20 protein-coding genes and 1 pseudogene are annotated in these 19,938 nt (G+C 67.6%); 11 read left to right on the top strand and 10 right to left on the bottom strand.

What is annotated here, in order from left to right; all coding sequences use genetic code 11:
* The first annotated feature begins 31 nt into the window (after nucleotides 1–31).
* The 3 genes from ACFUEJ_RS05050 (at nucleotide 32) to ACFUEJ_RS05040 (ending at nucleotide 2,183) form a co-directional block, all read left to right on the top strand.
* Nucleotides 32–277 carry a hypothetical protein gene (locus ACFUEJ_RS05050; protein WP_137810439.1) on the top strand — a complete coding sequence of 82 codons (246 nt, stop codon included), beginning with the start codon at nucleotides 32–34 and terminating at the stop codon, nucleotides 275–277.
* 120 nt (nucleotides 278–397) lie between these two features.
* Entirely contained in the window at nucleotides 398–994 is a 597-nt protein-coding gene (locus ACFUEJ_RS05045; RefSeq protein ID WP_137810440.1) for a hypothetical protein, read from the top strand.
* 436 nt (nucleotides 995–1,430) lie between these two features.
* Complete coding sequence (locus tag ACFUEJ_RS05040) at nucleotides 1,431–2,183, top strand: DUF1275 family protein (protein ID WP_137810441.1); 753 nt, start codon at nucleotides 1,431–1,433, stop codon at nucleotides 2,181–2,183.
* Nucleotides 2,184–2,233: 50 nt separating this feature from the next.
* On the opposite strand, the gene ACFUEJ_RS05035 is transcribed toward ACFUEJ_RS05040, so the two are convergent.
* The gene (locus tag ACFUEJ_RS05035; RefSeq protein WP_058253558.1) at nucleotides 2,234–3,373 is read right to left on the bottom strand and encodes a nitronate monooxygenase family protein; all 1,140 of its coding nucleotides are present in this window, start codon (nucleotides 3,371–3,373) and stop codon (nucleotides 2,234–2,236) included.
* 22 nt (nucleotides 3,374–3,395) lie between these two features.
* A complete protein-coding gene (locus ACFUEJ_RS05030) occupies nucleotides 3,396–5,021 on the bottom strand; it encodes an acyl-CoA synthetase (RefSeq protein ID WP_065629757.1) in 1,626 nt (541 codons plus the stop codon).
* Nucleotides 5,022–5,122: 101 nt separating this feature from the next.
* Here ACFUEJ_RS05030 and ACFUEJ_RS05025 point away from each other — a divergent pair, with 101 nt between their 5' ends.
* Entirely contained in the window at nucleotides 5,123–5,944 is an 822-nt protein-coding gene (locus ACFUEJ_RS05025) for a crotonase/enoyl-CoA hydratase family protein (RefSeq protein ID WP_388027894.1), read from the top strand.
* A 47-nt stretch (nucleotides 5,945–5,991) separates the two neighbouring features.
* Here ACFUEJ_RS05025 and ACFUEJ_RS05020 read toward each other — a convergent pair whose 3' ends face one another.
* Both ACFUEJ_RS05020 and ACFUEJ_RS05015 read right to left on the bottom strand, forming a co-directional pair.
* Nucleotides 5,992–6,621, bottom strand: a complete 630-nt coding sequence (locus ACFUEJ_RS05020) for a PAS and ANTAR domain-containing protein (RefSeq protein WP_226513967.1) — start codon at nucleotides 6,619–6,621, stop codon at nucleotides 5,992–5,994.
* 235 nt (nucleotides 6,622–6,856) lie between these two features.
* On the bottom strand, nucleotides 6,857–7,894 hold the full coding sequence (locus ACFUEJ_RS05015) for an LLM class F420-dependent oxidoreductase (protein ID WP_137810444.1): 1,038 nt from the start codon (nucleotides 7,892–7,894) through the stop codon (nucleotides 6,857–6,859).
* 91 nt (nucleotides 7,895–7,985) lie between these two features.
* Here ACFUEJ_RS05015 and ACFUEJ_RS05010 point away from each other — a divergent pair, with 91 nt between their 5' ends.
* From ACFUEJ_RS05010 to ACFUEJ_RS05000, 3 genes are read left to right on the top strand one after another with little or no spacing between them, the layout of a single operon-like run.
* Complete coding sequence (locus ACFUEJ_RS05010; RefSeq protein ID WP_058253577.1) at nucleotides 7,986–9,017, top strand: OB-fold nucleic acid binding domain-containing protein; 1,032 nt, start codon at nucleotides 7,986–7,988, stop codon at nucleotides 9,015–9,017.
* A complete protein-coding gene (locus ACFUEJ_RS05005) occupies nucleotides 9,017–10,060 on the top strand; it encodes a thiolase domain-containing protein (protein WP_058253562.1) in 1,044 nt (347 codons plus the stop codon). Before ACFUEJ_RS05010 ends, ACFUEJ_RS05005 begins: the two co-directional genes overlap by 1 nt.
* Before the next feature lie 6 nt (nucleotides 10,061–10,066).
* The gene (locus ACFUEJ_RS05000; RefSeq protein WP_058253563.1) at nucleotides 10,067–11,245 is read left to right on the top strand and encodes a thiolase domain-containing protein; all 1,179 of its coding nucleotides are present in this window, start codon (nucleotides 10,067–10,069) and stop codon (nucleotides 11,243–11,245) included.
* A gap of 43 nt (nucleotides 11,246–11,288) precedes the next feature.
* Here ACFUEJ_RS05000 and ACFUEJ_RS04995 read toward each other — a convergent pair whose 3' ends face one another.
* The 5 genes and pseudogenes from ACFUEJ_RS04995 to ACFUEJ_RS04975 all read right to left on the bottom strand — a co-directional run bounded on the left by ACFUEJ_RS04995 (nucleotide 11,289) and on the right by ACFUEJ_RS04975 (nucleotide 14,893).
* Nucleotides 11,289–11,837, bottom strand: coding sequence for a carboxymuconolactone decarboxylase family protein (locus ACFUEJ_RS04995; RefSeq protein ID WP_137810446.1), 549 nt, complete (start codon nucleotides 11,835–11,837; stop codon nucleotides 11,289–11,291).
* Entirely contained in the window at nucleotides 11,834–12,448 is a 615-nt protein-coding gene (locus ACFUEJ_RS04990) for a hypothetical protein (protein ID WP_137810447.1), read from the bottom strand. Before ACFUEJ_RS04990 ends, ACFUEJ_RS04995 begins: the two co-directional genes overlap by 4 nt.
* Nucleotides 12,445–12,923, bottom strand: a pseudogene (locus ACFUEJ_RS04985) (RNA polymerase sigma factor). Before ACFUEJ_RS04985 ends, ACFUEJ_RS04990 begins: the two are co-directional and overlap by 4 nt.
* 201 nt (nucleotides 12,924–13,124) lie before the next feature.
* Nucleotides 13,125–13,577 (bottom strand): nuclear transport factor 2 family protein, encoded by a 453-nt coding sequence (locus ACFUEJ_RS04980; RefSeq protein WP_065629762.1) that lies wholly within the window; start codon nucleotides 13,575–13,577, stop codon nucleotides 13,125–13,127.
* Nucleotides 13,574–14,893, bottom strand: coding sequence for a cytochrome P450 (locus ACFUEJ_RS04975; RefSeq protein ID WP_058253568.1), 1,320 nt, complete (start codon nucleotides 14,891–14,893; stop codon nucleotides 13,574–13,576). Before ACFUEJ_RS04975 ends, ACFUEJ_RS04980 begins: the two co-directional genes overlap by 4 nt.
* 337 nt (nucleotides 14,894–15,230) lie before the next feature.
* Between ACFUEJ_RS04975 and ACFUEJ_RS04970 the strand changes: the two genes are divergently transcribed.
* Nucleotides 15,231–16,394, top strand: a complete 1,164-nt coding sequence (locus tag ACFUEJ_RS04970) for a steroid 3-ketoacyl-CoA thiolase (protein WP_078113652.1) — start codon at nucleotides 15,231–15,233, stop codon at nucleotides 16,392–16,394.
* Nucleotides 16,394–16,885 (top strand): nitroreductase family deazaflavin-dependent oxidoreductase, encoded by a 492-nt coding sequence (locus ACFUEJ_RS04965; protein ID WP_058253570.1) that lies wholly within the window; start codon nucleotides 16,394–16,396, stop codon nucleotides 16,883–16,885. Before ACFUEJ_RS04970 ends, ACFUEJ_RS04965 begins: the two co-directional genes overlap by 1 nt.
* A 50-nt stretch (nucleotides 16,886–16,935) precedes the next feature.
* Here the strand turns inward: ACFUEJ_RS04965 and ACFUEJ_RS04960 are convergent, their stop codons facing one another.
* Complete coding sequence (locus ACFUEJ_RS04960; protein ID WP_068970422.1) at nucleotides 16,936–17,601, bottom strand: TIGR03086 family metal-binding protein; 666 nt, start codon at nucleotides 17,599–17,601, stop codon at nucleotides 16,936–16,938.
* A 94-nt stretch (nucleotides 17,602–17,695) separates the two neighbouring features.
* On the opposite strand from ACFUEJ_RS04960, the gene ACFUEJ_RS04955 reads away from it, so the two are divergent.
* Together ACFUEJ_RS04955 and ACFUEJ_RS04950 are read left to right on the top strand one after the other, a co-directional pair.
* The gene (locus tag ACFUEJ_RS04955; RefSeq protein WP_065629764.1) at nucleotides 17,696–18,652 is read left to right on the top strand and encodes a YafY family protein; all 957 of its coding nucleotides are present in this window, start codon (nucleotides 17,696–17,698) and stop codon (nucleotides 18,650–18,652) included.
* A gap of 77 nt (nucleotides 18,653–18,729) precedes the next feature.
* Entirely contained in the window at nucleotides 18,730–19,848 is a 1,119-nt protein-coding gene (locus ACFUEJ_RS04950; protein WP_388027879.1) for a DUF5685 family protein, read from the top strand.
* Nucleotides 19,849–19,938 lie beyond the last annotated feature (90 nt).

The raw sequence follows: 19,938 nt of genomic DNA, 5'->3' as shown, positions 1-19,938 counted from the left end.
CACCGTGTTGATGCTGCTGGAGGCCTGACACGTGGATACTCGGTTCTTCGGTCCGGTAACACCCTTCGCCACGATTGCCGCGTCGGCGACATCACTTCTTGCATATGCGCTCTTGTGGGGACTAGGGCTCGTACTCGGCGTTCTACTGTTCTTGTTCAGCGCCGTCGGAACGTACGCCCACGGCATCACCAGGCAGGTGTGCACCGGCATCGCCATTGGCACGCTGGTGGTTTTGGGCGGTTTCGCGATCGCCGTGCTGTTTTTCGCCGACACGTGATGTGCGCGTCGCGACGGCCGCCTCGCGCCTGCCGGGCGGCGGGGAATGTGTCCATTGGAGGTGCATGTGCACTCCGGATGGGAGACTGACACCACCACGTCCGACGAGAGGCTCGAAACGATGACCGGTAGGTACCTGCTCCGCACCCTGGGCATCGCACTCGGATGCGCAACCGCGGCAATCCTCTCCCCCGCGATCGCGAACGCCGCACCGAACGACGTGACGATCACACCCTCGGTGTCGGGCAACTCGGTCACCGTGACCGTCACGAACCGGTCCACGGCGGTGATCGGGTGCAAGATGTTCGGACTCCCGGCCGGGTCTGTGGCCGACAGCGACTCGCGACCACCCTTCGGATACGTCAACCCGGTCGACCCGCGCGCACTGATCGCGCCGGGCGGCACGCGCACCGTGGCGCTCGAGGTGTTCACCGACGAGGGCCCGAGTGGGTCCACCGTCCTGCCCGACGGCGCCTACGACCTGTACTGGGGATGCACCACCGTGCCTGGATTTGACGGCGTCGAACAGTGGGGCACGCTGGGCCCGGCCGGAAAGCCGTCGACCGCGCGAACCACGCGGCTGACACTTCCCGCCGAAGTCGGCACCCTGATCGCACCGACCCCCATGCCGCCGGGGCCGTGCCCCGACGCGAGCTGCCTCCCGCCAGACGTCGCCGACATCGTCGACGACCTATGGGGCGAGTACACCTCGCCCTAGCCTGAGCCAAGCGGCGAGGCCGTTGCCGTCGGGGACACTCGCCCGGTCACCCAGTGGCTTCGACTCGGCTCCTCGCTCCGCTCGGTGCCGGCTCAACCAGCGGGGGGGTGGCCGACCGCGCGGGCACCAGCCAGCCGGCTCAACCAGCGCGGGGTGGCCGCTGCCGCGGGATCAAGACGACTGGCGGCCTCGACGCAACGGTCGTGCCGACGCGTTGGTTCCGAAGACAGGTCGATTGGTGACCGATTGCCCGGCTGGTCCCGCATGTGGTCGGACTCACGTGGCGCCGACGGCCGACTTCCGGTGCTCTGGGAGATAGGGAACCGCTCAATTCGGGCTTCCCCGACGGGACAGACCGCCGATGCCGCCGGGACGCACTCCCCCGTTCGAAAGCCGATCACGACCACAGCCCTATCGACAGGACTGGAGCCGACCGATGACCGTAGCCGAACGCACCGCACCCGAATCCGACTCCCGCAGACAGTCAACCCGAACGGAGCTGCTGGGCCCCTTCCACGACGGGCGAGAAATGATTCTCGCCGCCGTCCTCGCCGCGTTGGCCGGGGCCACCGGCGCGGCGGCGTGGCTGTACTCCTCCGGGTGGTACGTGACCTTCATGACGGGCAACAGCGAGCGACTGGTGCTCGAACACGTCAAGGGGGCCCACCAGCTCGGCTTCACCGCTCTGCTGACCGTGGTGGTGTTCGTTCTCGGCGTGTTCGTGGCCACCCTGGCCAGGATGTACGTTTGGCGCAAAGCCCGGCACGGGGCGACGATGCTGACCGCGGGCTCGACGATCGCCGCGTGGCTCATCGACATCAACCTCGACAACGGCAACCGAGAATTCGGCGCCGGCCCGGTGCTCTGCCTGGCCTTCGGTCTCGGCGCACTCAACACCTCGATCAGCCGCAAGGGCGAGGTCGTCATGCCTCTGTCCTACGTGACCGGCACCCTGGTGAAAATTGGCCAGGGCGCCGGGTTGCACGTGTCCGGCGCCAAGCGATGGGGATGGGTCGCTCACCTGAGCACCTACGCGGGATTCCTCGCCGGTGCAGGATTCGGCGGCCTGCTGTTCAACGCCTTCGACGAACGGAACTCGCTACTGACCCTGGCCGTGGTCGCGGTGGTCGCCGCGGCGATCACCTGGCGTCTGGATCATCCCAAGTTCTTGCGTGCCGACGTCCGCTGACATGAGTGGCCGCGTCGTCGGCCGGTCGCGTCGACTGCTGGGCAGGCCGGTCAGCCGCCCAGCGTCTTGTTCATCCGGCCGACGGCCTCCTCGTACTCGCTGACGAGGTCGGCGATGAGGTCGGCGACGGGCGTGATCGCGTTGCAGCGTCCGACGATCTGACCGGCCGGCATCGCGACGACATCGGGATTGTCGGCCTGTGAGATCCGTGCGTGCGCCTCGGCGACGAGCAGGTTCTGCAGCGGCATCGGCAACGGTTCGGGCGCGGACTCGGCGTCCCAGGCATCGGTCCAGGCCGTCTTCAGCAGTCGCGCAGGCTTTCCCGAGTAGATGCGGCGGCGCACGGTGTCCCGCGACGTCGCCTTCAGCAGTGCCTGCTGGACAGTCGACGGCTTGTCGGAACCCTCCGGCACGCCGAGCTTGTACTCCGCCGCCGTCAGCCAGTACGTGCCCATCCACACGCCCTGCGCACCGAGCGCGATCGCCGCGGCGATCTGGCGGCCACTGCCCACGCCACCGGCCGCGAGGACCGGCGCGGTGTCACCGACCGCGTCGACGAGATCCGGCCACAGGATCATCGAGGTGACCTCACCGGTGTGCCCGCCGCCCTCGTAGCCCTGGGCGATGACGATGTCGACGCCCGCCTCGACGTGATGCAGCGCATGCTCTTTCGCGCCCGCGAGCGCGGCGACCAGGACGCCGTTGTCGTGCGCGGTCTGGATGACGTCGGCCGGCGGCGAGCCGAGTGCGTTGGCGATCAGCTTGATCTGTCCGTACTTACGACGATGCTCCATCGCGACGTCGACATGCGAGCGCGCGACCGAGTGCAACCAGCCGAGCACCCCGGCGTCGACCCGGTCTCCACCCGGGAGCGGGGGCACACCCAGATCGTCGAGCGTGCGTTCGACGAACGCGCGGTGCTCCGGCGGGATCATCGAGTCGAGGTCCATCTTCGAGCCCTCGGTCGGGATCTTGGCGGGCATCACCACATCGACGCCGAACGGTTTGCCGTCGGTGTTCTCGTGCATCCACTCCAGGACTTCGTCGAGCTCCTCGGCCTCGTTGAAGCGGACACAACCCAGGACACCGAGGCCACCGGCCCGACTGATCGCCGCCGCCACGTCCTGGCTGGGGGTGAATCCGAAGATCGGATACTCGATGCCGAACTTCTCGACCAGTTCAGTACGCATGTTTCAGCTCCCTTTCGGCGCTCTACTGCGCCTCGTCGGCGGGACGTTCGGTGGTGACCGACGCTCCCCATCGATAGTCGGGTTTGCCTGCGGGAGAACGCTTGATCTCGTCCACGAACCACACGCTGCGCGGACACTTGTAGCCCGCCAACTCTTTTCGGACAACGTCGTTGAGACTCGTGAGCGACGGGCGCGCACCGTCCCGAGTCGCGATGACTGCCGCGACGCGCTGACCCCACCGGTCATCGGCCACACCCACCACGACGGTGTCGAACACGTCCGGGTGGGCCTTGAGCGCCCCCTCCACCTCCTCGGGGAAGACCTTCTCGCCGCCGGTGTTGATCGACACCGACCCACGGCCGAGCATGGTGATCGTGCCATCGGCCTCGAGGACGGCGTTGTCGCCGGGCAGCGAGTAGCGCACGCCGTCGAAGACCTTAAACGTCTTCGCCGACTTCTCCGGGTCGTTGTGGTAGCGCAGCGGTACGTGGCCGGATCGCGCCAGCACACCGACCTCGCCGCTGCCCGGCTCGACCGGCGTACCGTCCTCCCGCAAGACGTGGGTCTCCTTGTCCGCCTTCACCCGCGGACCGCCGGTGTGCGGCGTGTCCTTCGCGACGACGCCCATCCCGCCGAAGCCGGTCTCCGACGATCCGATCGCGTCGATGATGACCGAATTCGGGAACCGGTCGAGGAACTGTTCCTTGACGCTCGGTGAGAACAGGCAGGCCGACGACGCGATCGACAGCACGCTCGACAGGTCACGGTCCCCACCGCTCTCCAGCGCCTCGATCATGGGGCGCCCCATCGCATCTCCGGTGATGAACACGACGTTGACCTTGTGTCGTTCGACGATGTCCCACGCCGACGATCCGCTGAACTCGGGGTACACCACCGCTTTTCCGCCGGCGAAGAGGGACTGGAAGATCGCCCACTGCGAGCCGCCGTGAATGAACGGCGGAATCGGGTACCGGACGAGCTGTCCGCCCTCGGCACCGGTCTTGGCAAGATGCCACTCGTCGGGTACGGGTTCGCTGGTGTACCAGTCGATTCCACCACCGAGGACGCGCCACACGTCTTCCTGCCGCCACACCACGCCCTTCGGCTTCCCGGTGGTACCGCCGGTGTAGAGCATGTACAGGTCGTCGTCGCTGCGTTCCTCGAAGTCGCGTTCGGTCGACGACGCCGCGATCGCCTCCTCGAAACGGATCGCATCGCTGTGGCCCGCGCAGCACAGGTCCTCGTCCGACCCGTCCTCGATGACGACGCGGTACTCGAGATCGGGCGCTTTCGGCAACGTGTTGCACACGCGACCGGCGAAGCTCCGCTCGTGGATCAGCACCTTCATCCCGGAGTCGGTGAAGATGTGTTCCAACTCGGCTTCGACGTAGCGGTAGTTGACGTTGACCATCACCGCGCGAGCCTTGAAGATGGCGACCATCGCCTCGACCGACTCGATGGTGTTCCTGCTGTACAGACCCACTCGGTCGCCCGGTTGTACGCCCAGTTCCCGGAGTTTGTGGGCGAGGGCGTTGGCACGCGCCTCCAGGTCGGCGTAGGAGCGCAAGCGGTCGCCCGACTCGAGCGCGACGCGCTCGGGAACAAGGTCGACGGCATGCTCGATGAGGTCGGCGATTGTGTAGGCCATGGTTCAAAATTAGAACGTGTTATCGTTCTGGGCAAGCGGCAATACGCGCCCGCCACCATCACCTGATCACCACCCGAGCACAGCGACACCGGAGTGCAGCGATGACCACAGCAACCCCCGCCGAGTCCGTCACCGAAAAGGCACCCGAGTGCCTCGTCGAGAAGCGCGGGCACATCCTGATCGTGACGATGAACCGACCGGAGGCGCGCAATGCGCTGTCGACGGAGATGATGCGGATCATGACCGAGGCGTGGGACCAGGTCGATGCCGATCCCGACATCCGGGTGGCCATCCTCACCGGCGCCGGCGGGTACTTCTGCGCGGGCGCCGACCTGCAGAGCATGAACAAGAACGCTCCCGGCGACACCGTCGACTCCGGTGCGTGGAATCCGGCCTCGTTGCCGGCCCTGCTGAAGGGACGCCGTCTCACCAAGCCGCTCATCGCCGCAGTGGAGGGACCCGCCATCGCCGGCGGTACCGAGATCCTGCAGGGCACCGACATCCGGGTCGCCGGCGAGAGCGCGAAGTTCGGTGTCTCCGAGGCCCGTTGGGGCCTGTACCCGATGGGTGGCAGCGCGGTTCGCCTCGTCCGGCAGATCCCGTACACCGTGGCGTGCGACATCCTGCTGACCGGCCGCCACATCACCGCGCGCGAGGCGCTCGAATACGGACTGATCGGCCATGTCGTCGACGACGGGACCGCTCTCGACAAGGCACTCGAACTCGCCGGGAAAATCGCGGCCAACGGTCCGCTCGCGGTGCAGGGCATCCTCAAGACCATCCGCGACACCGAGGGCCTACACGAACTCGACGCCTTCGAGATCGATGCGAAGATCGGCATCTCGGTCTTCAAGTCGAAGGATGCGAAGGTCGGACCCCGCGCGTTCGCGGAGAAGCGCACGCCGGAGTTCACCGGGGAGTAGCGGCACCGGGCGGTCGCGCCGCGCAGCGACTTCCGCGACGCCCCCGGTCAGCGGACGGCGTCCGACGTATCCTCCGACGACCTACGTGGGCGCAGCACGATCTCGTCGAGACGCCGACGATGATGCTCTTCGATGGTCATGCCCGCCTGGATCTCGTCGACGAGGGCTGCGGCGACGTCGCGGATCTTCACGTTCTCCTGCTGTGAGCGCCACCGGAGCACGTCGAACGCCCGGTCGGCGTTGACTCCGTAGACCAGCATGAGCATGCCCTTGGCCTGCTCGATCACGCCGCTGCTGTCGCGGAAGGCTCGTACCTGGTCGTCGACCCGCCGTTGCCACACGGCCATCTCGGCGTCGGTCAGGTCGAGGTAGAAGCCCTCGGTGCCGATGGCGCGCCGCGTGGCGTCGGTGATGGAATGCGCGATGACCGCGACCGGTCGGACCCGCCCGGACGTGTCGACGATGCGGTGCCGACTCGAGAACGGCGCGTGATTGGTGAGCATCTCGGCCAGCACGGCGTCGAAGTGGGCTCGATCGTCGGGGTGCTTGTGGCGGCGCATGAGTTCGGTGGTCGGTTCGACCTCCCCCGGCGCATAACCGTGCAGGGCGGCGACCTCATCGGACCATTCCCACTTCTCGCCCTCGTAGAAGAAGCGGAAGTCGCCGATACGTTGCATGCCCGACGGCATCCGGCCGGACCGGTCGGTCTGCCGACCCGCCGGGAGGCCATCCCGTCCGTGGTCGGCGTCTCCGCAACGGGGCCGTGATCACTTGGCTGCACGCGAGAAATTCTATGTTCGATCGGCATGCACGGCCGCAGGTTCTGCAGTTAGGAAGTCGTCGACGACTGTCGCACGCGGCGGATCACCGATACCGTGTCCCGTCGGGCACACGCCGACACCGGGTGCGTCGTCACACCAACGTCGCGAGTTCCCGGATCGTCTCGGTGTCGCGGGCGGTGACCATGAGCATGGTGACGCCGGCCGCCTCCCACTCCTTGATCTGAGAGCGCACCTCGTCGGCCGTGCCGACGAGCATCGTCTCGCGGACCATCTCGTCGGGCACTGCGGCGATCGCCTCGGCCTTCTTGCCGCTGAGGAACAGGCTCACGATCTCGTCGACGGCGTCGGCGTAACCCATCCGCTTGTACAGCTCGGCATGGAAGTTCTTCTCCTTGGCGCCCATTCCGCCGACGTAGAGCGCCGTCGACGGCCGGTAGCGATCGATGGCCGCGGGCACGTCGTCGGTGATCACCACCTGTACCGTCGCGGCCACCTCGAAGTCCTCCCGGGAACGACGCGCACCCGGCCGCGCGAAACCCTCATCGAGCCACGCGTTGTACTGGTCGGCGAGACCGAGACTGAAGAAGATGGCCAGCCAGCCGTCGGCGATCTCTGCGGTCTGCGCGACGTTCTTCGGGCCCTCGGCACCCAGCCAGATCGGGACGTCGGCGCGAAGCGGATGAGTGATCGGCTTGAGTGGTTTTCCGAGTCCGGTCGCCCCGGGTGCGTCGCCCGGGTACGGCAGCGGATAGTGCGGACCCGCGCTGGTCACCTTGTCCTCTCGGGCCAGCACGTCCCGCACGACGCGCACGTATTCGCGGGTGCGTGCCAACGGTTTTGCGAACGGTTCGCCGTACCAGCCCTCCACCACCTGCGGACCCGACACCCCGAGTCCGACGATGTGCCGGCCGCCGGAGAGATGGTCGAGGGTCAGCGCGTGCATGGCGAGGGAGGTCGGCGGCCGCGCCGACAGCTGGGCCACCGCCGTGCCCAGACGGATGCGCGAGGTCGCCGCGCCCCACCAGGCGAGCGGCGTGTACGCGTCGGAGCCCCACGACTCGGCGGTGAAGACCGCGTCGAACCCGCATTCCTCCGCGGTGGCGATCAACTCCGGCGCTTCGCGAATCGGATCGGTACCCCAGTACCCCAGTTGCAGACCGAGCTTCACAACCACTCCCCTTCTCGCCGGGCCGCGCTTCCCACGGCCTGACATGCATCTTGTGCCCAATACTAGAACGTGTTCTACTCAAGATGTGAGCATGAGCGTAACGTCTCCGGCCGCCCCGAATCCCGTCGCCGAGGTGCCCGAGCCGAAGTCCCCCATCCTGACCGCTCCCCTGACCAACTCCTTCGACTACACACGGTCGCTGGGCCCGGTCCTGAGCCAGTTCGCGCTCGCGTTGCGCGATGGCCGGATCATCGGGTCCAAGGGCAGCGACGGCAAGGTGTCGGTTCCCCCGGTCGAGTTCGACCCCGTCACCGGCACCCAGTCCGCCGAGTTCGTCGAGGTGTCGACCGTCGGCACGGTGACCACGTGGACGTGGAACCCCGAGCCGGTGCCGGGCCAACCGTTGGACACGCCGTTCGCGTGGGCGCTGATCCGTCTCGACGGCGCGGACACCACACTGCTGCACGCGGTTTCGACCGACTCGCCCGACGACCTGTCGACCGGCCTGCGGGTCCACGCCGTCTTCGGCGCCGCGCGCATCGGCCGGATCGACGACATCGCGTACTTCGCCCCCGGCGAGAAACCCGCCACCGCTCCGGCCAACACCGCCGACGCCCCCCAGGGCGCGGAGGCGGGGCTGCTCGTCATCCCCACCCCGGTCAGCACCGCGATCACGCACTCGGCCAACGAGGAAGAGTCCGTGTACCTCGAAGGACTGAAGGCGGGCAAGCTGATCGGCACCCGCATCGGTTCGGGAGTCGATGCCGGGCGCGTGTACTTCCCGCCCCGCGGCGTCAGCCCCGCCGACGGTTCACCCGCATCCGAGCGCGTCGAGCTGGCCCACACCGGCATCGTCACCACGTTCTGCATCGTCAACGTGCCCTTCCAGGGACAGCGGATCAAGCCGCCCTACGTGGCGGCCTACGTGCTCCTCGACGGGGCGAACATCCCGTTCCTGCACCTGATCCTGGACTGCGAGGCCTCTGAGGTCCGGATGGGCATGCGCGTCAAGGCCGTCTGGCTCCCCGAGGACGAATGGGAGTACTCGATCGGCAACATCAGCCACTTCGCGCCCACCGGAGAGCCCGACGCCGAGTACGAGACCTATAAGGACCACCTCTGATGACACTGCCACCGATCGCGATCATCGGCTTCGCGCACAGCCCGAACATCGCCGGCTCCCACGGCACCACCAACGGCGTCGAGATGCTGATCCCCTGCTTCGACAAGCTCTACGCCGAACTCGGCATCGCCCGCACCGACATCGAGTTCTGGTGCAGCGGTTCCTCCGATTACCTTGCTGGACGGGCATTCTCGTTCATCTCCGCGATCGACTCGATCGGTGCGATGCCGCCGATCAACGAGTCCCACGTCGAGATGGACGGCGCCTGGGCGCTGTACGAGGCGTGGGTGAAGATCGCGACGGGCGAGGTCGATCTCGCCCTCGCCTACGGATTCGGCAAGGCCACCGCGGGCAACGCCGACCAGACGCTCACCCTGCAGACCGATCCGTACACCGTCGCCCCGCTGCATCCGGATGCCCGGTCGCTCGGCGCCCTGCAGGCTCGCGCCGGCCTCGACGCGGGCGTGTGGACCGAGGCCGACATGGCCGCGGTCGGTGCGCGGACCTTCGGCGGTTCCGTCGACGAGCTGCTCGGTCGTGAGTACGTCGCGAACCCGCTGCGACAGCACGACATCGCGCCGTACACCGATGCCGCCGCAGCGGTCGTCATCGCCAGCGAGCGCAAGGCCCGCGAGCTGGTGGCCAACCCTGCCTTCGTCACCGGGTGGGATCACCGCATCGACACACCCAACTTCGGGGCACGCGATCTCACCGTCTCACCGTCGACGAAGCTGGCCGGCGACACCGCCTTCGGCGACCGCAGCCGCGCGGTCGACGTCGCCGAGATCAACGCGTCGTACACGCACCAGGAGATCATCGTCCGCAACGCGCTCGGACTCCCCGACTCGGTGCGCATCAATCCGTCCGGCGGTTCGCTGGCCGGCAACTCGCTGTTCTCCGCAGGTCTCCAGCGGATCGGGTACGCGGCCAACGAGATCCTCGGCGGCAACGCCGGCACCGCGGTCGCCCACGCCTCGAGCGGCCCGCTGCTGCAACAGAACATGGTGGTCACCCTGAGTGCCCAGAACAACGAGGGGGCCTGAGAACTGATGGGACACAACAATCGTGCCGCGGTGCTGGGCACCGGGCAGACACGGTACGTCGCGAAGCGGTCCGACGTCACGATGGCGGGCATGGTCCGCGAGGCCATCGACGCCGCGCTGATCGACTCCAAGGTCTCGCTCGACGACATCGACGCGATCGTCATCGGCAAGGCCCCGGACCTCTTCGAGGGGTCGATGATGCCGGAGCTCGCGATGGCCGAGGCCATCGGCGCTGTCGGCAAACGCCTCATCCGCGTACACACCGCGGGTTCGGTCGGCGGTTCGACGGCCAATGTGGCCGCGTCGCTGGTCTTCGCGGGCGTGCACAAGCGGGTCCTGGCCGTCGCCTGGGAGAAGCAGTCCGAGTCCAACGCGATGTGGGCGCTGTCGATCCCGGTGCCGTTCACCAAGCCGGTGGGCGCCGGCGCGGGTGGCTTCTTCGCCCCGCACGTGCGCGCCTACATCCGGCAGTCCGGCGCGCCCGAGCACATCGGGGCGATGGTCGCCGCCAAGGATCGCCGTAACGGCGCGCTGAATCCGCTTGCGCACCTGCACCAACCGGATCAGACGGTCGAGAAGGTCATGAGCTCGCAGATGCTCTGGGACCCGATCCGTTACGACGAGACCTGCCCGTCGTCGGACGGGGCCTGCGCGGTCGTCATCGGCAGCGAGGATGTCGCCGATGCCGCGATCGCCGCAGGCGATCCGGTGGCGTGGATCCATGCCACCGCGATGCGCACCGAGCCGCTGTCCTACGCGCACCGCAACGTCGTCAGCCCGCAGGCCGGTCGCGATGCCGCGGCCGCGTTGTGGAAGGCCGGCGGCATCAGCAACCCGCTGGAGGAGATCGACGCCGCCGAGATCTACGTGCCCTTCTCCTGGTTCGAGCCGATGTGGCTGGAGAACCTGGGATTCGTGGCCGAGGGCGAGGGGTGGAAGCTCACCGAATCCGGCGACACCGAGATCGGCGGGCGCATCCCGCTCAACGCGTCCGGCGGTGTGTTGTCGTCGAACCCGATCGGGGCGTCGGGCATGATCCGGTTCGCCGAGGCCGCCATCCAGGTCATGGGCAAAGCCGGAGACCACCAGGTCCCGGACGCCCGGAAGGCACTGGGCCACGCCTATGGCGGTGGCTCGCAGTACTTCTCGATGTGGCTCGTCGGCGCCGACAAGCCCCTGCACTGAGCGGAACTTCGTGGCATTCATGCGCCATATGTGCGCATGAATGCTACGAAGTGCGTTCGGGGACAGCGCAGGCGAGGCCGTCGGCCATTCCCGTGGGTCGCACACCCAGCGACTGGTTGAGACGTGCCCGCTGATTCTCCCAGGCCACGGTCATGGCGAGTTCGACGATCTGGGTCTCCGACAGGTGTTCGGCCAGCCGGCGGCGCAGGTCCGCGAGATCGTCGCCGACAGCCGGCGTACGGGTCATCGCCTCGGCGTAGCCGATGACGAGTTTCTCCAGATCGGTGTAGGCCGTCGACTCCTCATAGCGCGGCAGATCGCGGAGTTGCTGCTCGGTGATTCCGGCGCCCGACGCCAGCGCGGAGCCGATGTCGAGGCAGAACTCGCAACTGACCATGCCGGCGGCCTTGAGTTCGGCCAGTTCTTTGAGTTTCGGGTCCATCCGGTTGGACAGCAGCATCGCGCTCTCCATCCCGGCGATCCCGCCCGCCACCAGCGGCCGACGAGCGAGGTGGCCGACGAGTTCGGTGCGATGACGCCGGGCCCGCCGCATCGCGCGTACATAATTCCGGATTCGATGCAGTGCTCTCATACCCGTCCTTCCCGATCCGGCCGAAAACTGTAACGCCGCCCCAGCGCATATGTGACCAGCAGCACCAGGGCAGCCACACCGACCGCACCGTGGGCGACCGCACCCCAGGCGAAGACGCCGATCTCGTGGAGACCGCGTCCGCCCATCACCAGTCCGAGCGGCACGCCCGCGATGACGGCGACGGGTAGCCACCGGCGACGCGTCGAGGCGACCGCGATCGCCGCGCCGACGGCGATGAACGCCAATCCGCCGTCGACCATCGCGTGCTGGTTGAACGGCTCGCCGAGCGACGCCGAGATCCACTCGCCGGCAATCATGTTCCCGACGCCATGGATGATCAGGATCGCGCCGAGCGCGGCCGCGGCCACCTGCGCCGCCGACCACCGTCTTCTCCGACGACCGGCAGGCGCAGGATGCAGTATCCGGTCGACCGAAACGTAGGTCGACGCGGGCGGGTCGGGCCGCAAGCCACCGGCGAGCAACTCGAGTTCCGGGTCCGGAGCATTCGGGACGTCGCGCCCGTCGAGAACTGCCGATATCGCGTCATCGAGTCGTTCGGCCGCAGCGATGTCCACGGGGTCGAACTGTTCACTCGGATCGTGAGGCGTCACCTCGGCATCACCTCCCTCAACTTCGCCACCCCGCGATAGACGAGCATCCGCGCGGCCGTCGCCGAGATCCCCATCGCCGCGCCGATCTCGTCGGAGGTGAGTTCGGTGGCGAATCGCAGGGTCACGGCTTCCCGCTCGCGCGCCGTCAGAACCCACAACCGGCTGCGCACGTCGTCGGCCGCGGCGGCCCGCAGCATCGCGGTCTCGGGATCGCCGTCGTAAACGGACACCCCGGCGTCGCCGAGGTCGACCTCGGCGACCGGCACCTCGCGGGATCGCCGGGCCCACCAGTCCGCGACGACATGCCGCGCGATCCCGATCAGCCAGGCGCCGACGCTGTCGCGCCGGTCGTCGAACCGGTCCCACGAGCGCATCGCCTTCACGAAGACCTCCGCGGTCACGTGTCGGCGTCGGCGGCCCCGGGCACACGGGTCCGCACGTAGCGCCAGACCCCCGCAACGTGTTCGCGGTACACCGCGTCGAACTGATCAACCGCGCCGGACTCCGAGTCGCTCCCCCTCCGTCGACGACGCCGTGGGGGCGTCGGTGAACCTGTCACCCCATCTTCGGGCCCGGCCGACGCGCTGTAACGACGGATGGGAGAACCCGGCCCACAAACGACCGCGGGCGGGACAGGGTGAGCACCCTGTCCCGCCCGTGGCGGCTCGTGTTGCGACTATCCGGCCTTGCGCACCGAGTTGATCGTCTTCTCGACTTCCCAGAAGGCGCGCAGTGCCGACAGCTTGCCGTCGGCGTCGGCGCGATAGGTGAACACCCCGCGCGCCTCGGAGACATGGCCGGCGATGTGGGTGACGATGCTGCCGATGTAGGCTACCTCGTTCCCGCAGATGATCTCCTCGTCGAAGCGGAACTCGATGCTCTCGGTCGTCCCGATCGATTTGTCCCAGAACTCCGAGATCTGCTCGTGCCCGCGGAATCCGACGCCGTCCGGGTCGAACATCGACGGGCCGACCGGGTCCTCGACCGTGGCGTCTGCCGCGAAGTTGTCGATCCAGGCCTGTTTGTCCCTGGATTCCACGAACTCACGCGAACGACGCCCCGCCACGACTGCGGGATGGTTCTCCCGGTCGATGCCGAGGTAGGCCGGTGTCTGCTCTGCTGCGGTCACTTGGTGCCGTAGTCGACGCGGAGTTCCTTGACGCCGTTGATCCAGCCGTGGCGCAGACGGCGCGGTGCGTCGAGTTTGGTGATGTCGGGCACCATGTCGGCGAGCGCGTTGAACATCAGGTTGATCTCCATCCGCGCGAGGTTCGCACCGACGCAGAAGTGCGCACCGTTGCCGCCGAACCCGACGTGCGGGTTGGGATCGCGCATGATGTTGAACGAGAACGGATCGTCGAAAACGTCCTCGTCGTAGTTCGCCGAACCGTAGAACATGCCGACGCGCTCACCCTTGGCGATGTCGACGCCGCCGATCTGCGTGTCGCGCTTGGCCGTCCGCTGGAAGCAGTTGACCGGGGTCGCCCACCGCACGATCTCGTCGACCGCGGTCGCCGGGCGCTCCTTCTTGAACAGTTCCCACTGATCGGGGTTGTCCAGGAAGGCATTCATCCCGTGGCTGATGGCGTTGCGGGTGGTCTCGTTGCCGGCGACGGTCAGCAGGATGAAGAAGAACCCGAACTCGGTCTCGTCGAGCGACTGCCCGTCGATGTCGGCGTTCACCAGCGTGGTGACGATGTCCTCGCCGGGATTCTTACGCTTCTCCTCGGCCATCGTGTAGCCGTAGCCGAGGATCTCGGCGTTGGCCTGCTGCGGATCCGTCGTGTAATCCGGGTCGTCGGCGTTCATCATCGAGTTCGACCAGTCGAACAGCTTCTCCCGATCCACCTCCGGCACGCCGAGGAGGTCGGCGATGGCCAGCAGCGGCAGGTCGACGGCCACGTCTTTGACGAAGTCACCGCTGCCCTTCTCCGCGGCCTTGGCGACGATGTCGCGGGCGGCGTCGTCGAGCTTCTCCTCGAGTGAATGCACGGCGCGCGGCGTGAACAACTTGGAGACCAGCTTGCGCAGGCGGGTGTGCTCCGGCGGATCGTGGTTGATCAGCAACGCCTTGGTGATCTCGATCTGATCGGCGGTCATGTCGTCTTCGAAACGCATGATGACGCCGTTGGCGTTGGTTTCCCAGTCCTCGTTGTTCTTGGAGATCTCGCGGACATGGGCGTGCTTGGAGATCACCCAGTACCCGCCGTCGTGGAAACCACCGCCCTTGCCGGGCGCCTGGGCATTCCACCAGACCGGCGCGGTCTTGCGCAGTTGCGCGAACTCCTTCACGGGGATTCCCTGCTCGAGCAGATCGGGGTTGGTGAAGTCCCACCCCTCCTGCTCCATGAACGGGCACTTCGCGACTACGTCGGAAGGGCTCGTGCGCGCAGAATCCGCCGGGGTCGGCTCGCTGCCGATCGGGGCGCTCTGGGCCTGGGTCACGTCACACCACCTCGCTGTGAGATTTAGAACCTGTTTCAATCACATTGAAGCACACTGTGACGCATACGACACTCTCAGACGAGAACTTGTTCTAGTTTTGTTCCCGACCCGGTATCCCGACCTGCGATCTTCCCTCACAGATTCATTCGCGTTCGTCGCCGTGCAGCGTCGACGCATGGCGTCGAACACCCGTCGAGTGGGCTGCCCTGCCCGCATCATCCACCCCAGCGTAGACGCAAACATAGAACGTGTTCTAGCGTGATCACAGCGGCCTCGACGGACCGTCGGGCCTCATCCGTGGACATCCGGGTTCACCGGTACGAACGAAGGAGTGGCGATGGGCGTTCCCGTCATCGTAGAAGCGGCGCGCACGCCGATCGGCAAGCGCAACGGTTGGCTCTCGGGCCTGCACGCCGAGGAGTTGCTCGGCATCACCCAACGCGGCCTCCTCGAGAAAGCGGGCCTCGACCCCGCCCTCGTCGAGCAGGCGATCGGCGGCTGCGTGACCCAGGCAGGCGCCCAGGCCGGCAACATCACGCGCAAGGCCTGGCTGTCCGCGGGTCTGCCGGAGGCGACCGGAGCCACCACCATCGACGCGCAGTGCGGTTCGGCGCAGCAGGCCAACCATCTGATCGCCGGGCTCATCGCCTCCGACGCGATCGACATCGGCGTCGCCTGCGGAGTGGAGACGATGTCGGTCGTTCCGCTCGGCGCGAACGTCGGCACCAATGCCGGTCCGTATCACGCGGATTCGTGGGACGTCGACATGCCGAACCAGTTCGAGGCCGCCGAACGGATCGCCAAACGCCGCGGTATCACGCGCGCCGACATCGACGCGCTCGGCGAGCGCAGTCAACGCAACGCCCGTAAGGCATGGGACGAGGGTCGATTCGACCGCGAGGTCCTGAGCCTCAAGGCGCCCGAGCGCACCAAAGAAGGCGAACTGACCGGGAACATCCTCGACGTCAGCCGTGACCAGGGTCTGCGCGACACCACGCTCGAATCCCTGTCCGCGCTCAAACCCGTTCTCGAGGGCGGTATCCACACCGCTGGAACGTCGTCACAGATCTCCGACGGCGCGGCCGCCGTGCTCATCATGGACGAGTCCCGGGCACGCGAGCTGGGCCTGACACCGCGCGCACGCATCAAGGCGCAGGCGCTCGTCGGCGCGGAGCCGTCCTTCCACCTCGACGGTCCGGTCCAGGCGACCGAGCGCGTCCTGGCCAAGTCGGGAATGTCGTTGTCCGACATCGACATCGTCGAGATCAACGAGGCGTTCGCGTCCGTGGTACTCAGCTGGGCCCAGGTCCACGGCGCCGACCTGGACAAGGTCAACGTGAACGGCGGTGCCATCGCCCTGGGACACCCCGTGGGCAGCACCGGCTCTCGCCTGATCACCACCGCGCTGCACGAACTGGAGCGTCGGGACGGTCAGACCGCGCTGGTCACGATGTGCGCCGGCGGCGCCATGGCCACCGGCACCATCATCGAGCGCATCTGATGCCCGCACTCGACCCGAACAACAAGCCCGCGCAACTGGATTCGCCGATCGTCAGCAAGATCATCAAACTGGGGTCGAAGGCGAACACCGCGCTGTACAAGGCCACCGGTGGTCGCGTCGGGGGCACTTGGCGGGTCGGCGCGGGTCTACGCAAGCCCGCGCCGGTGTGCTTGCTGACCACCATCGGCCGCAAGTCGGGACAGCCGCGCACCGCGCCGCTGATCTACCTGCGGCGCGGGGACTCCTTCGTCGTGGTCGCCTCCCAGGGCGGCTCGGCGAAGAACCCCGCCTGGTACCTCAATCTCCGGGACAACCCGCAGGTCACCATCCAGATCGGCAAGGAGAAGCACGACCTCGTGGCGCGCACCGCCACCGATGCCGAGCGTGCCGAGCTCTGGCCTGATCTCGTCGACACCTACGCGGACTACGACACCTACGCCGCCTGGACGGAACGAACGATCCCGGTGGTCATCTGCGAGCCGGCCCGGTAGCGCCGATCGCGTTGCCGCGGTGCCGTTTCCGTCCCGCTTATCGGATCTGATCAGCGGGACGTAAACGGGCTCGCGGGAGTGCCGACCGGCCGGCCGGCTAGACCACCCAGTCGTGCGGAGTCCCGGCCGGTCCAGTTGGCCAGTCGCTCAGTGGGTCCGGCGCCGGGGCGGGGTTCGACGACGACGCCGAACGGCACGTTCGGGTCGGTGCGGATCTCGGCCGGGATGAACTGCTGCGCGACCGCGAGCGTCGCCTCGGCCGTCGCGGGATCTGCTTCCGCGGGTTGCCCGGTGGCAACGGCGAGGTCCCAGCCGTGCACGAGGGTCTCGCTGACATAGCCCCAGAGCGCTCCCGCGCCGGGTACCTCACCCCACGGCACCTGGACCATGCGGGTCAGCGACGCATCATCGGCCCATCCCTCCAGGGCGGCCTCGACCAGCGCGGAGTAGGTGGCAGCGTCGTGCTGCTCGGCGATCGTCCGCATCGTTCGGACGTCGAGTCCGTCGGCGAGTGCCCGGGCACGCTCGGCGGTCGCCACGACGTGCGCCGAGAGTGTCCGGACGTCTAAGTCCTCGCAGGGAGTGGGCGCTTCCAGTTGATCGTCGGTGATCCCGGTCAGCAGTGCCGTCATCCAAGCAGTTGCCACTCGGAATGCGGGACGGGGGTCGGCGGGTGCGGCCGGGGCGGGCACGGCCTCTGGTGTGGTTGCGGTCATGATGACGTCCTCTCCTTGTCGTTGGTCGGTCTGCCACCAGTGAATCCGCAATACACGACATCTCCTGTCATGTATTCGGGAGAGAATCGCATTCGTGCGCGCCGAACGTCTCATCGCCCTGCTGATGGTGCTGAAGAGGCACGAGCGGGTGACCGCCGCCGAGTTGGCCGCCGAGCTCGGGGTCTCCGAACGAACCGTGCTCCGCGACATCGACGCGCTGTCGCTGTCCGGCGTGCCGGTCTACGCCGAGCGCGGCCGGCACGGCGGCTTCGCGTTGTTACCGGGGTATCGCACCGATCTCACCGGACTGACCGTCGACGAGGCCACGTCGTTGCTCGCCGGTACCGGACGGGTCGACTCCCCCGCGTTCACCAGCGCCATGCGCAAGGTGACCGCCGCCCTGCCCGAGGCGCACCGGAGTCATGCCGTGCGCGCCGCGCAGCGGATCCTGGTCCGTCCGGAGGGTTTCGTCAGAACCCCGGAGATCCTCGACGGCCTCCAGGCCGTACAACTCGCCGTGTTCGAGGGCCGACGGATCCGTGTGAGCTACCGGAGCCGGGGTGCGCCCACCCCGCGCGAGCACGTCCTCGACCCGATCGGACTCATCGTGGCGGGCGAGACCTGGTACCTCGTCGCCACCTCACCGCGCAGCACGTCGCACGACGGCGCCGGCTCGGCGGAACGCATGTACCGCGTCTCCCGGATGAGCGACGTGGACGTCCTCGACGAACCCGCGCGCCGGTCCGATGACGTCGACCTCGGCGAGATCTGGGAGCGGCATCGTGACGCGTTCCGACGCTCCTTCGAACCCGTCGACGTGGTGATCGACTGCTCGGCCGACGATGCCGAGCAGATCGAGTCAATCGCCGCCGCAACATATCTCGACCGCTCACCAGAAGGACGATGTCGGCTCGGACTCCGGTTCGCCGACCGTCGCCACGCCACGCGCGCGTTGTGGGCGTCGATGTTCGACCACGACTTCGTGGTCTGCGAGCCGGAATGGCTCCGAACCACGCTCACGGCCCGCGCCCGCGTTGTCGGCGGCGACTGAGGCGAGCACATCGGGCCGCCTGCACCGAACGAATGAATCCTCTGGCGAGGCCCCCCTGCCTGTGGTCTGATTCTCGAATGTTCGGGGTTCTCACTCCATGTCGGCACGCACTCGACGACGACCTGATGGACCAGTGGCGCTCCCACCTGTGCGGGGTCTGTCTGTCGCTGCGCGACAACCACGGCCAGTCGAGCAGGTTGACGGTCAACACCGATGCGGTGATGGTGTCGATCCTCACCGCAGCCCAGTCGACGTCGGAGTGCGCCTCCACCGAGGCCGGTCGGTGTCCCCTACGCGGAATGCGCACGGCGACAGTCGTGTCCGCCGACGAACCGGGTGTCCGCCTCGCCGCGACCGCCTCCCTCACCCTCGCCGCCGCGAAGGCGGCCGACGTCGGCAACGAGCAGCGACACGCGCTGGCGCCCCGTCGGCCGGTACGCGCGAAGCTCGCCGACTATGCCGGGAGCCACCTGCGCCGGAATGCCGCGGCCGACACCGAGGTCGCCCGACGTCTCGATGTCGACGGGATGATGACGACGCTCTCTCGTCAAGCCGAGATCGAGTCGACGAGCGTCGTCCTCGACGACCTCACCCGGGCGTCGGCAGTGGCTGCGGCACAGGCCTTCTCCGCGTCGGCGATACTCGCCGACGCACCCCGCAACGAGGCAGCGCTCTCCGACATCGGTGCCGATTTCGGCCGGATAGCGCACCTCTTGGACGCGGTCGACGACTATGACTCCGACGCCGAGCAGGGACGGTACAACCCACTCCGGTCCACCGGAACGTCGCCGGAGACCGCGCTCGAGCAGTGCCGGCGACTCGCCTCCGCGATCCGGACCCGCTACGCCGACCTCGAACTCGTCGACGACCGACTCCTACGAGTGGTGTTGCTCGACGGACTGCGCCACGCGATCCACAAGCGCATGCACCCGCACGCGGAGGCCCCTTCGGTGGTCGCCGACTCGCGCACCCAGTGGCCGCCGCACCGGCCGTTCGGCTATCCGACCGAGTGGCCGTACCCGCCACCCTTCAAACCGAATCGATCGTTCCACGAACGGATTCTGCCGTTCATCGGCGTCTCGTGCTTCGGCAAGGCCTGCTGCGTCGACCACTGGAATCACTTCACCGACAAGTACAAGGACGCGGTCTGCGACGACTGCGACTGCTGCGATTGTTGCGACTGCTGCGACCTGTGACCCGCCCGGGCGGGTCAATTGAGGAGCGAGCAATGCGCTCCCCCTGTGCTCCCTGAGCTGAGGTGCGAGCGAAGCGCCAACGCTCCTCGC

Origin of the sequence: Gordonia sp. NPDC057258 (assembly GCF_042668985.1) — a bacterium.
GTDB lineage: Bacteria > Actinomycetota > Actinomycetes > Mycobacteriales > Mycobacteriaceae > Gordonia > Gordonia hongkongensis.
The sequence above is the reverse complement of the archived record's forward strand: the minus strand, read 5'-3'. Positions and strand labels throughout refer to the sequence as shown.

Bases quoted from the DNA above. Each gene is read 5' to 3' on its own strand.
- ACFUEJ_RS05030 (WP_065629757.1), bottom strand. From the start codon at position 5,021: ATGGCCTACACAATCGCCGACCTCATCGAGCATGCCGTCGACCTTGTT.
- ACFUEJ_RS05005 (WP_058253562.1), top strand. From the start codon at position 9,017: ATGACACTGCCACCGATCGCGATCATCGGCTTCGCGCACAGCCCGAAC.
- ACFUEJ_RS04960 (WP_068970422.1), bottom strand. From the start codon at position 17,601: ATGACCGCAACCACACCAGAGGCCGTGCCCGCCCCGGCCGCACCCGCC.
- ACFUEJ_RS05010 (WP_058253577.1), top strand. From the start codon at position 7,986: ATGAGCGTAACGTCTCCGGCCGCCCCGAATCCCGTCGCCGAGGTGCCC.
- ACFUEJ_RS04965 (WP_058253570.1), top strand. From the start codon at position 16,394: ATGCCCGCACTCGACCCGAACAACAAGCCCGCGCAACTGGATTCGCCG.
- ACFUEJ_RS04995 (WP_137810446.1), bottom strand. From the start codon at position 11,837: ATGAGAGCACTGCATCGAATCCGGAATTATGTACGCGCGATGCGGCGG.
- ACFUEJ_RS04950 (WP_388027879.1), top strand. From the start codon at position 18,730: ATGTTCGGGGTTCTCACTCCATGTCGGCACGCACTCGACGACGACCTG.
- ACFUEJ_RS05000 (WP_058253563.1), top strand. From the start codon at position 10,067: ATGGGACACAACAATCGTGCCGCGGTGCTGGGCACCGGGCAGACACGG.
- ACFUEJ_RS05040 (WP_137810441.1), top strand. From the start codon at position 1,431: ATGACCGTAGCCGAACGCACCGCACCCGAATCCGACTCCCGCAGACAG.
- ACFUEJ_RS05025 (WP_388027894.1), top strand. From the start codon at position 5,123: ATGACCACAGCAACCCCCGCCGAGTCCGTCACCGAAAAGGCACCCGAG.
- ACFUEJ_RS05035 (WP_058253558.1), bottom strand. From the start codon at position 3,373: ATGCGTACTGAACTGGTCGAGAAGTTCGGCATCGAGTATCCGATCTTC.
- ACFUEJ_RS05045 (WP_137810440.1), top strand. From the start codon at position 398: ATGACCGGTAGGTACCTGCTCCGCACCCTGGGCATCGCACTCGGATGC.
- ACFUEJ_RS05020 (WP_226513967.1), bottom strand. From the start codon at position 6,621: ATGCAACGTATCGGCGACTTCCGCTTCTTCTACGAGGGCGAGAAGTGG.
- ACFUEJ_RS04970 (WP_078113652.1), top strand. From the start codon at position 15,231: ATGGGCGTTCCCGTCATCGTAGAAGCGGCGCGCACGCCGATCGGCAAG.